The sequence below is a fragment of the Flavobacterium sp. genome (assembly GCF_040402955.1).
Lineage (GTDB): Bacteria > Bacteroidota > Bacteroidia > Flavobacteriales > Flavobacteriaceae > Flavobacterium.
The window spans coordinates 1-10103 of record NZ_JBBALQ010000035.1; the positions used below are offsets into that span (position 1 = coordinate 1).

7 protein-coding genes are annotated in these 10103 nt (G+C 31.6%); 2 read left to right on the plus strand and 5 right to left on the minus strand.

Going from position 1 to position 10103, the window contains the following annotated elements; translation table 11 throughout:
• Positions 1–106: 106 nt before the first annotated feature.
• From ABWP78_RS09530 to ABWP78_RS09550, 5 genes are all read right to left on the minus strand, one after another.
• A complete protein-coding gene (locus ABWP78_RS09530; protein ID WP_353170952.1) occupies positions 107–1609 on the minus strand; it encodes a peptide MFS transporter in 1503 nt (500 codons plus the stop codon).
• Positions 1609–3267 (minus strand): peptide MFS transporter, encoded by a 1659-nt coding sequence (locus ABWP78_RS09535; RefSeq protein ID WP_353170955.1) that lies wholly within the window; start codon positions 3265–3267, stop codon positions 1609–1611. The genes ABWP78_RS09530 and ABWP78_RS09535 overlap by 1 nt, the downstream gene beginning before the upstream one ends.
• A gap of 76 nt (positions 3268–3343) precedes the next feature.
• Positions 3344–4891 carry a peptide MFS transporter gene (locus ABWP78_RS09540; RefSeq protein WP_353170958.1) on the minus strand — a complete coding sequence of 516 codons (1548 nt, stop codon included), beginning with the start codon at positions 4889–4891 and terminating at the stop codon, positions 3344–3346.
• A gap of 27 nt (positions 4892–4918) precedes the next feature.
• Positions 4919–5446, minus strand: a complete 528-nt coding sequence (locus tag ABWP78_RS09545) for an ORF6N domain-containing protein (protein WP_353170961.1) — start codon at positions 5444–5446, stop codon at positions 4919–4921.
• Between the two features lie 24 nt (positions 5447–5470).
• On the minus strand, positions 5471–7642 hold the full coding sequence (locus ABWP78_RS09550; protein ID WP_353170963.1) for a S9 family peptidase: 2172 nt from the start codon (positions 7640–7642) through the stop codon (positions 5471–5473).
• Between the two features lie 135 nt (positions 7643–7777).
• On the opposite strand from ABWP78_RS09550, the gene ABWP78_RS09555 reads away from it, so the two are divergent.
• Positions 7778–9082 (plus strand): hydroxymethylglutaryl-CoA reductase, degradative, encoded by a 1305-nt coding sequence (locus ABWP78_RS09555; RefSeq protein WP_353170965.1) that lies wholly within the window; start codon positions 7778–7780, stop codon positions 9080–9082.
• 49 nt (positions 9083–9131) lie between these two features.
• Complete coding sequence (locus tag ABWP78_RS09560) at positions 9132–10052, plus strand: GYDIA family GHMP kinase (protein ID WP_353170968.1); 921 nt, start codon at positions 9132–9134, stop codon at positions 10050–10052.
• The last annotated feature ends 51 nt before the right edge of the window (positions 10053–10103 follow it).

Genomic DNA, 10103 nt, shown 5'->3' on the forward strand with positions numbered 1-10103 from the left:
AAAGAAATATTAACAACTTAAAAATAAATCTCGTTTAATAATGCACAACGGGTTGTCTTATTATTATTTTACAAATATATAAAAATTGTGGGCTATTAAAAGTAAGTTACTTTACATCTTGCATTAATTTTTTTACAAATGGCGAAATTAAAATCAAAATCAATCCTGCAATTAACGCATAAATGGCTAGTTGATAATAACCATCTGCGTAGGTATTAAGTTTTTCTAAATTAGTTGCGTTTTTGGATGCCTTAGCAATATTAGCACCTAAAATTCCTGCAAAATATTGTCCGTATGCACTAGCTAAAAACCACATTCCCATAATTACTGCTTGTGTTTTTTGTGGCGATAATTTTGTCATAGCACTCATACCAATTGGAGATAAACATAATTCACCAAAAGTAATTATGAACCAACCAAACGTGAATAAATCTAAAGATGTTCTACCCGAAGCATCTGCGAAAAATTTAGTGTAATAGAAAATCCAGAAACCACCTGCTAAAAATAAAAAGGCTAATCCGAATTTAATAATTGTATTAGGTTCTATTTTTCTTTTAGATAACCAAAGCCATACCAATCCTACTAAAGCCGCAAAAGCAATTACAAAGAAGGAATTTGCAGAATTATTCACTCCGTTTGGACTTAATTCTACACCAGCTACAGTATTATTTAAATTGTTTGCAGCAAATAAACTTAAGGAACCACCACTTTGTTCAAAAAACGCCCAAAATACTATTGAAAAAAGAATTAAAACCAAAGCAGCGATTAATTTTTTATTTTCCACTAAAGAGAAATTTCTCATTTCGTACAGTAAATATAAAATAGAAATAGGTCCAATCGCATACATAAAATAATCAGTATAAACGGTATTCCCAACCATTATAATAACTATTGGAATTATTAAAATAGAACCTAAATAAGTTATGTTTTCCAATAATTTTTTTCTTGAAACATCAAGATGCGCTAAAGGAGAAAGTCCAATACTTGATAAATTTTTTTGCGTTTTTGTAAAAGTCAGTAAACTTATAATCATCACTAATGCCGCAAAACCAAAACCTACATTCCACCTTAAATGCTCTGGAACAATCGATTGCCATAAGGAACCTTCAGCAACTGCGATACAAATGTAACCTCCAATTAAAGCGCCTAAATTTACACCCATATAAAAGAACGAAAATCCGGCATCACGTCTTGGATCGTTTTCTTTATATAATTGCCCAACCATTGATGAAATATTTGGTTTAAAGAATCCTGTACCTACGATTGTAAAACCAATTCCTGTAAAAAACAGACTTTTCGGATCAATAGCTAAGATGATGCTTCCAATAATCATTAAAATCCCACCCCAGAAAAGTGATTTTCTTAAACCAAGAATTTTATCGGCAAACAAACCACCTATAAAAGTAAAAGCATATACCCAAGCTTGTGTGGCACCATATTGCAAATTGGCGACTTCTTCGTCCATAGACAAATGATTGACCATAAATACTACAAGCATCCCGCGCATTCCATAAAAACAGAAGCGTTCCCACATTTCTGAGAAAAACAAATACCACAGTTGTTTTGGGTATTTGCCTTTAAAGTTTTGTATTTCTTCTATAGTTTGCATTAGTTAATTCCTTTTTCTTTCATTACTCCATTTAATTGTTTTAATAACACAAACATAAGTAGAGTTGCGAACATAAGTAATCCAAAATTAATCCAAAAGAAATCTTGTTTATTATCGTATGTATCCCAAAGACTGGCTAATACACCGCTTAATTTATTTCCGATTGAAGTAGATAAAAACCAACCACCCATCATTAATGATGTTATATTTGTTGGACTCAACTTAGATACAACCGATAATCCCATCGGACTTAGAAATAGTTCTCCAATTGTGATAATTCCGTAATTGGCCACAAGCCACCAAACACTTACTTTTTCAGAACCATTTGCACCCATATTTACAGCTGCAATCATTACTAAAACGGATAAGGCAGAAATTAATAAACCAAAAGCAATTTTCGTAGGAGTTGATGGCTCTTTTTTTCTTCCTCGTAAAAAGGTAAAGAATGCGACTATTAATGGGGTTAAAATAATTACCCATCCCGGGTTAATCGATTGGCTCAAATTAGTTGCCCATATTGAAACTTTGGCATCTTCTTTAGGTAATTTTTCTTGGGCTACATTTCTAAAGTATATTGGATAATCCACTGTTTTTTGCACCTCTCCATTTTCTTTTTGAATTCGAAAAGCGGCATCATATAATTCAGTAGAATCTTTTTTATATTCTATTTCTTTTGCCAATTTAAGATTGTTGAAAACAGATTTAGTTGTTCCTGTGATTTCTCTATCTGTATATCTGTCTGCCCAAGTGGTAAGTGCCGAACCATTTAATTTGAAAACCGCCCAAAATAAAATCACCACTGAAAATATGGTTAACAAAGCACCAATAGGTCTTTTGTCTTCTGCTTTTGCTTTAAAATATAAGCTACCATAGAAAAAGATAACAGGAATACAAGCAAAAATAAAGGCGTCTGTACTATCTGAACCAAAAATATATCCAGATGGATTAGCTTCAGAAGTTACACCTTTTAATAACCAACCAATTACTCCAAATACAGCAGAAGGTACTAAAATAAATAAAACAATTTTATAAAATGGCATATCGCCTTCTTGGGTCCCTTTTTTATCGGTTTTGTTTCCGTAATGCTTTGTTCCTAATAAGAAAACAATAACACCAATAAACATTCCAACACCAGCTGCCATAAACGCATATTGCCAGCCTAATAGAATTTGCAAAGCGGCTCCGAAAAAGTTACAAATAAAAGCGCCAACATTAATTCCCATATAGAAAATATTATAGCCTTCATCTTTTTTGTCTTTGTACTGATCTTCAGAATAGAAATTTCCTAAAAGGGTGGAAATATTTGGTTTAAAAAATCCATTTCCAATAATTACAAGTGTCATAGCAATATATAACATAGTAATGTTATGAATACCCATTAAAATATATCCAACACCCATCATCAAACCTCCAATAACTATTGATTTTTTATATCCCCAATATCTATCAGCTACTAGTCCTCCAATAAATGGAGTTAAAAAAACCAATGCGATAAACGTTCCATATAAATCGGAAGCTTCTTTTTCAGTTAAGGCAAATCCTGCTTCTACATCTTTAAGATAAAGAGTAAAAATTCCAATCATTAAGTAATAGCCAAAACGTTCCCACATTTCAGATAAAAATAAGTAAGGCAATGCCTTTGGGTGTGATTTCCACATACTATTTTTGTTTTAAATAATTAAAAAAAGCCCCGATACCATCGGGGCTTGAAAGATATAAAAAATATTTTATAAATTATCTATCTAAATCAGGTTGCCCTTCAATGTGATCATTATGTTGCATTTTTTGAAGCATAGAGCTTAAAACAAATAATATAGCAGCTGCAATACCTGTCATTATAATAAATAACATAAAAAATTCATACAAATTAGTAATTTCAATACCTAAAAACGAAGGAATTGAAGGCACAGTTCCGTCTTCTAATGGTAAAATTTTACCAGTGGCGTCTTTTGTTGGTGGAATAAGTGCAGATAAAGTTCCAGCAAATTTATTAGCTGCAGCATTGGCTAAAAACCAAGTCCCCATTAATAAAGACGACAAACGTAAAGGTGCTAATTTAGAAACCATTGATAAACCAATAGGTGACAAACACAATTCACCAATCGAGTGGATTACATATAAACCGATTAACCACCACATTGATACTTTTTCATCAAAACCTAAACCTTTTACTGCAATTGCGATAACAAAATATCCTAAAGCCACTAAAGCCAAACCAATTGCCATTTTGTATGGAGAAGATGGCTCCATTCTTCTTTTATATAAAACTCCCCAAAGTATTGAAATTACAGGTGCTAAAACAATTACCGACAATGGATTTATTGATTGAAAGTAAGAAGCTGGCATATCCCATCCAAAAACCATTCTGTCAGTTTGTCTATCTGCAAATAATGTTAACGAAGCACCTGCTTGTTCGAAGGCACCCCAAAAGAAAATCACGAAAAACGCTAAAATAAAAATCACAATGATTCTACTTCTTTCAATTGCGTTTAATGATTTGTCAGTTAAAATTACTAATGGCATCAAAATCATAGCGCCATAAATAAAATAACCAATAATGTCAGTATCTGTTTTAAATAATTGTTTAAAATTCAACATAAAAAATACAATACCAATTGAACCAATTATTAATAAAATATTTTTTAAATCAAGTTTTTTAACAGGCAACCCTATTTCTTTTCCTTCTTCAGAAATCAAATATTTTTTCTGGTAAATCACAAAGAAAACTAAACTCAAAATCATTCCAATACAAGCTGCTAAAAATCCCCATTTGAAATCCATAGATCCACAAATTAATGGTGAGAAAAACGCACCAAGATTTATACCCATATAAAATATAGTAAATGCACTATCAATTCTTCTGTCATTTGCTGGATATAATTGTCCAACCATTGTAGAAATATTTGGTTTAAAGAATCCATTTCCAATAATTATGGCCGTTAAACCCATCCACATAATTGAAACACCACCATTTGTCCCTAAATTGGCACTCATAAACATAAGAAATTGTCCTATAGCCATAAGCAAACCTCCTATAATAATACTTCTTCGGTTACCTAAAAATTTGTCGCATAAATAACCACCCAAAAGAGGTGTTAAATATACTAAACCGGTATAACTTCCATAAATTTCTGATGCGCTGGCATCACTCATTAATAAAACTTTAGTCATAAAAAGAATAAAGATTGCTCTCATTCCATAATAACTAAATCTTTCCCACATTTCTGTAAAAAATAAAAAGTATAATCCCTTTGGATGTCCTTGTTTAACTGTTTCGCTCATTTTATTTAATTGTTTGTATTGGTTAATTTATTTTTTAAATCCTATTTTAACTCTCTCTTGTTTGTTTTCAATAGTTTCGTTTTCAGTTATTAAAAATTGGATAGCTTCAAAAATATCATCAAACTGCTTGTCATATTTATCTTCAAGCGATGTTATTTGTTTTTGTAAAATTTCTACACTTATTATTGTTTTTCGTAAAGCTACAAAAGCTCTTACAATTGCTATATTCATTTTTCTTGCTTTCGGACTTTTCAAAACACTAGCTAACATTGTAACTCCGTGTTCTGTAAAAGCATAAGGCAATGCACTTTTTGGTCTTTTTGATGTCATCACAATCTGTGATGACATCATTATAGATTGTGATGATAAAATTTCTTCCCATTCTTCTTTTGTAAGACGAAACATAAAATCATCTGGAAAGCTTTCAATATTCCTTTTAATAGATTGATTTAATACTCGTGTTTCAACTTCGTAAAGTTCAGCTAAATCAAAATCTAACATTACTTTTATTCCTCGTGCTTCGTATATTTTATTTTGGATTGTAATTACATTCATTTTGGCGTGTAGTATTCATTAAGTTTATAGTTTTTCTAAAATAAAATTAGTCATTTTGGTGTACAATTGTAAACGGGTTTTTCCACCATAAATCCCGTGATTTTTATCTGGGTAAATCGCCCAGTCAAATTGTTTGTTGGCCTGTACTAAAGCTTCTACCATTTTCATAGTGTTTTGAACGTGTACATTATCATCAGCCGTTCCATGAATTAATAAAAAGTTTCCTTTCAATTTATTTACATGTGTTATTGGCGAATTGTTATCATAACCACTTGCGTTTTCTTGTGGGGTTTGCATATATCTTTCGGTGTAAATGCTGTCGTAATATCTCCAAGACGTTACGGGTGCAACCGCAATAGCAGATTTGAAAGTGTCTGCACCTTGAAAAATACAGTTTGAAGCCATAAAACCACCATAAGACCATCCGAAAATTCCAATTCTCGATTTGTCAACAAAAGTGTATTTTCCAAAAACTTTAGCCGCATCAATTTGATCTTCTACTTCATATTTTCCTAATTCTTTTTGCGTGCATTTTTTAAATTCTGCCCCTTTAAAACCTGTTCCTCTACCGTCAACACAAGCTACAATATAACCTTTTTGTGCCAACATCATAAACCAATAATCGTCTGTTCCGTTCCAAGCATTATCTACTTGTTGTGAACCTGGTCCAGAATATTGAAACATAAAAACAGGATATTTTTTGGTTGCATCAAAATCTTTTGGTTTGATCATCCAAGTGTTTAAAACATGCCCTTTTTCTGTAGTGATGGTTGAAAATTCCTTAGGTGCCACGTTGTATTTTGCTAATTTTTCTTCCACAGCTTCGTTAGATTGGATTTTCTTAATCTCTTGAGAAGTTTTAGAATCATTTAAAGAATAATAAGGCGCTGCAGTAGCACTTGAATAGGTATTGATAAAATATTGAAAATTTGGACTAAAAGTAGCATTATTTGTTCCTGTTTTTAATGAGAGTCTTTTTTTAGATTTTCCATCTATTGAAATGGAATATACATCTCTATTTATTGAACCGTTTTCTACAGATTGATAGTATACAATTTTGTTTTTTTCATCAAATCCATAATAAGCCGTTACATCCCAATTTCCTTTTGTAACTTGGTTTTTTAATTTTCCAGTTTTGTCGTAATAATAAATATGATTGAATCCGTCTTTTTCTGAAGTCCAAATAAAACTGTTGTCTTTCAAAAAGGTTAAGTTGTCTGTAACGTCAACGTAAGCTTTATCTTTTTCGTTTAAAATTACTTTTTTACTACCTGAATTTCCATCCACAAATACTACATCTAAATTATCTTGATGGCGATTTAGTACATGCGCACTTAAAACATTTGAATCGTTTGTCCATTTTAATCTTGCAATATAAAAATCGGAATAAGTACTTAAATCAATTTTTTGAGTCTTTGCCGCAGCTACATCATAAATATGTAACGAAACGTCTGCGTTTTTTTCACCTGCTTTTGGGTATTTAAAAACGGTTTGTGTTGGATACAAACCTTGATTATACATGTCCATTGAAAATTCAGGAACGTTAGTTTCATCAAATTGTATAAAAGCTATTTTTGTTCCGTTGGCATTCCAATCGAAAGCACGAACAAAAGCAAACTCTTCTTCGTAAACCCAATCTGTAATTCCGTTAATGATGCGATTTTTCTTACCATCCGAAGTAATTTTCGTTTCTTTATTTACCAACAAATCAAAAACATACAAATTGTTTTCGAAAGCATAAGCAACTTTAGTTCCATCGGATGAAAAAGTTGGCTCTTGAATCGCTTTATCGGTAAATTTTGATAATTTTTTAGATGCGATATCGTAAACAAAATAATTTGCAGTAAATGAACGCCTAAATATTGATTCGGTATTTGTTGCAATTAAAATCTTTTTTTCAGCTTGATCAAATGTATAACTATCAATTGAAGTTAATGCTGCAAAATCTTTCGTATCAATTAGGGTTGCAACTTTATTTAATGTGGCATAATCAAACAAATCAATTTGCATAGTTTTAGAATTTCTATCGAAATTTAGCACCGTATATTGATTGGTGTTTTTCATGGCATTTAATTCGTCCATGCCTTTTGTTCTAAAAGCACCGCTCCAAATTTCCTCTAAATTTAATTTTTGCTGCCCAACAACTGATATTGAAGTGGTTAGCAACAATAATAGAATACTTGTAAAATTTCTCATATTTTTAAATCATAAAAACCTTCAATTTTAGTGAAAATTTGCGACATATTAATAATAAATATTGAATTTTTTACTTTCTAAGTTTTATTTTTTTAAAAATAACTTTTATTATCTTTGTCATTCAATCCGAAAGTAATGGTGCAAAACACAACAGGTTTTTCAAAACTAAGTAAAAAAGAAAAAATAAATTGGATAGCTGAAAAACATTTTTCTAATTCTAAAGAAGCTGTTGCTCTTTTACAACGCTATCAAAATTCGGATGCTTCAATTCAAAAATTACATGATGAATTTATAGAAAACACCTTAACTAATTTCTATTTACCATTAGGAGTGGTTCCAAATTTTGAAATTAACGGAAAAACGTATACCATTCCTATGGCTATTGAGGAAAGTTCTGTTGTGGCAGCTGCCAGTAAAGCCGCTAAATTTTGGGGTGCTCGTGGCGGATTCAAAACCACAATTTTAGGCACAGAAAAAATAGGTCACGTTCATTTTTTGTATGAAGGCGATAAACAAAAGCTTATTGAATATTTTAATTTTGTAAAGCCGTTTTTATTTTCAGAAGTAGAAGGCATTACTAAAAATATGCAAAAGCGTGGTGGCGGAATTTCAGATATTCAACTAATTGATAAAACGGCTGCGTTAGACAATTATTATCAATTACATGCTACTTTTCAAACGAAAGACAGCATGGGAGCGAATTTTATCAATTCTTGTTTAGAACAATTTGCAAAAACATTTAAAAACAAATCAGAAGAATTTGGTATTCATTCCATTCAAATTGTGATGAGTATTTTGAGCAATTTTGTACCAAATTGTGTAGTTCGTGCTGAAGTTTCTTGTCCTATTTCGGAACTTAATGAAGATGCCAATATCACGTCAAGTGAATTTGCAGAAAAGTTTTTAACCGCTGTAAAAATCGCAGAAGTAGAACCTTACAGAGCCGTAACACATAATAAAGGCATTATGAACGGAATTGATGCGGTGGTTTTAGCAACTGGTAACGATTTTCGTGCTGTAGAAGCTGGTGTTCACGCATTTGCAAGTAAAAACGGAAGCTACACGAGTTTATCTCACGCCAAAATAGAAAACGGAATTTTTACGTTTTGGTTGGAAGTACCTTTAGCTTTAGGAACCGTTGGCGGTTTAACTAATTTACATCCTTTAGTCAAATTTTCTTTAGAAATGTTAGGTAATCCCTCTGCAACAGAATTAATGGAAATTGTTGCTGTTGCTGGATTGGCTCAAAATTTTGCAGCGTTACGCTCGTTAACTACTTCCGGAATTCAACAAGGACACATGAAAATGCATCTGAACAATATTTTAAACCAACACCAAGCCACAAAAGAAGAGAAACAAGAAGTTATAGCACATTTCGAAAATCAAACGGTTTCACATAATTTAGTGGTGGATTTTTTAGATAGTTTAAGAACTAAGTAAAACCCTAGCGATCCTTGCGAAAATCTTCGCGAACTTTGCGGTTAAATATATGAATGAAACTTATTATTCTAACGGGAAACTCCTAATTACTGGAGAATATTTGGTCTTAAATGGCGCCAAAGCATTAGCCTTGCCTACAAAATTTGGTCAATCGTTACAAGTTCGTTCAATACAAGATAAAATAATAATTTGGACTAGTTATGATGCAGATAAAAGCATTTGGTTTGAAACCGAACTCACTTTTGACGATATTATTACCGTTAAAAACTTTGATGACGCACATCCAATAAAAAATACTTTAGTTAAAATTTTGCATCAAGCAAATGTACAAAACCCTAATTTTTTAGCTTCAGAAACGGGTTATAAAATTGAAACCAAATTAACTTTTCCAAGAAATTGGGGTTTGGGTACGTCTTCAACTTTAATAAATAATATTGCACAATGGTTACAAATTGATGCGTTTGAATTACTTAGAAAAAGTTTTGGAGGAAGCGGATATGATATTGCCTGTGCCAGTAATAATTTTCCAATAACGTATCAATTAGATGAAAACGAGAAACCCATTGTTGAGGTTGTTGATTTTTATCCGAAATATAAGGAGAACATCTATTTTGTATATTTAAATAAAAAGCAAAATAGTCGTCATGCGATTCAAAATTACATGAATAAGCAACAGTTTTTAACCAAAAAAACGGCAACTATTTCTGAGATTACGAATAGAATGCTGCTTTCGCAAAGTTTAGAAGCAACTATTGATTTATTGGAACATCATGAAGTTATTTTAAGCGATATTTTAGAATTAGAAACCGTAAAAGAACGTTTATTCCACGATTTTAAAGGCACAATAAAAAGTTTAGGCGCTTGGGGCGGGGACTTCGTTATGGTACTCTCAAAAGAAAATCCAAAGCCTTATTTTCATTCAAAAGGGTATGAAACGATTTTAACGTATGATGAAATGATATTGGTTTAACCCGTTGTGCATTATTAAACGAGATTTATTTTTAAGTTGTTAATATTTCTT

What these genes read in the sequence shown, in the direction of transcription:
- ABWP78_RS09530 (WP_353170952.1), bottom strand. Translation starts at nt 1,609, where the DNA reads ATGCAAACTATAGAAGAAATACAAAACTTTAAAGGCAAATACCCAAAA.
- ABWP78_RS09535 (WP_353170955.1), bottom strand. Translation starts at nt 3,267, where the DNA reads ATGTGGAAATCACACCCAAAGGCATTGCCTTACTTATTTTTATCTGAA.
- ABWP78_RS09540 (WP_353170958.1), bottom strand. Translation starts at nt 4,891, where the DNA reads ATGAGCGAAACAGTTAAACAAGGACATCCAAAGGGATTATACTTTTTA.
- ABWP78_RS09545 (WP_353170961.1), bottom strand. Translation starts at nt 5,446, where the DNA reads ATGAATGTAATTACAATCCAAAATAAAATATACGAAGCACGAGGAATA.
- ABWP78_RS09550 (WP_353170963.1), bottom strand. Translation starts at nt 7,642, where the DNA reads ATGAGAAATTTTACAAGTATTCTATTATTGTTGCTAACCACTTCAATA.
- ABWP78_RS09555 (WP_353170965.1), top strand. Translation starts at nt 7,778, where the DNA reads ATGGTGCAAAACACAACAGGTTTTTCAAAACTAAGTAAAAAAGAAAAA.
- ABWP78_RS09560 (WP_353170968.1), top strand. Translation starts at nt 9,132, where the DNA reads ATGAATGAAACTTATTATTCTAACGGGAAACTCCTAATTACTGGAGAA.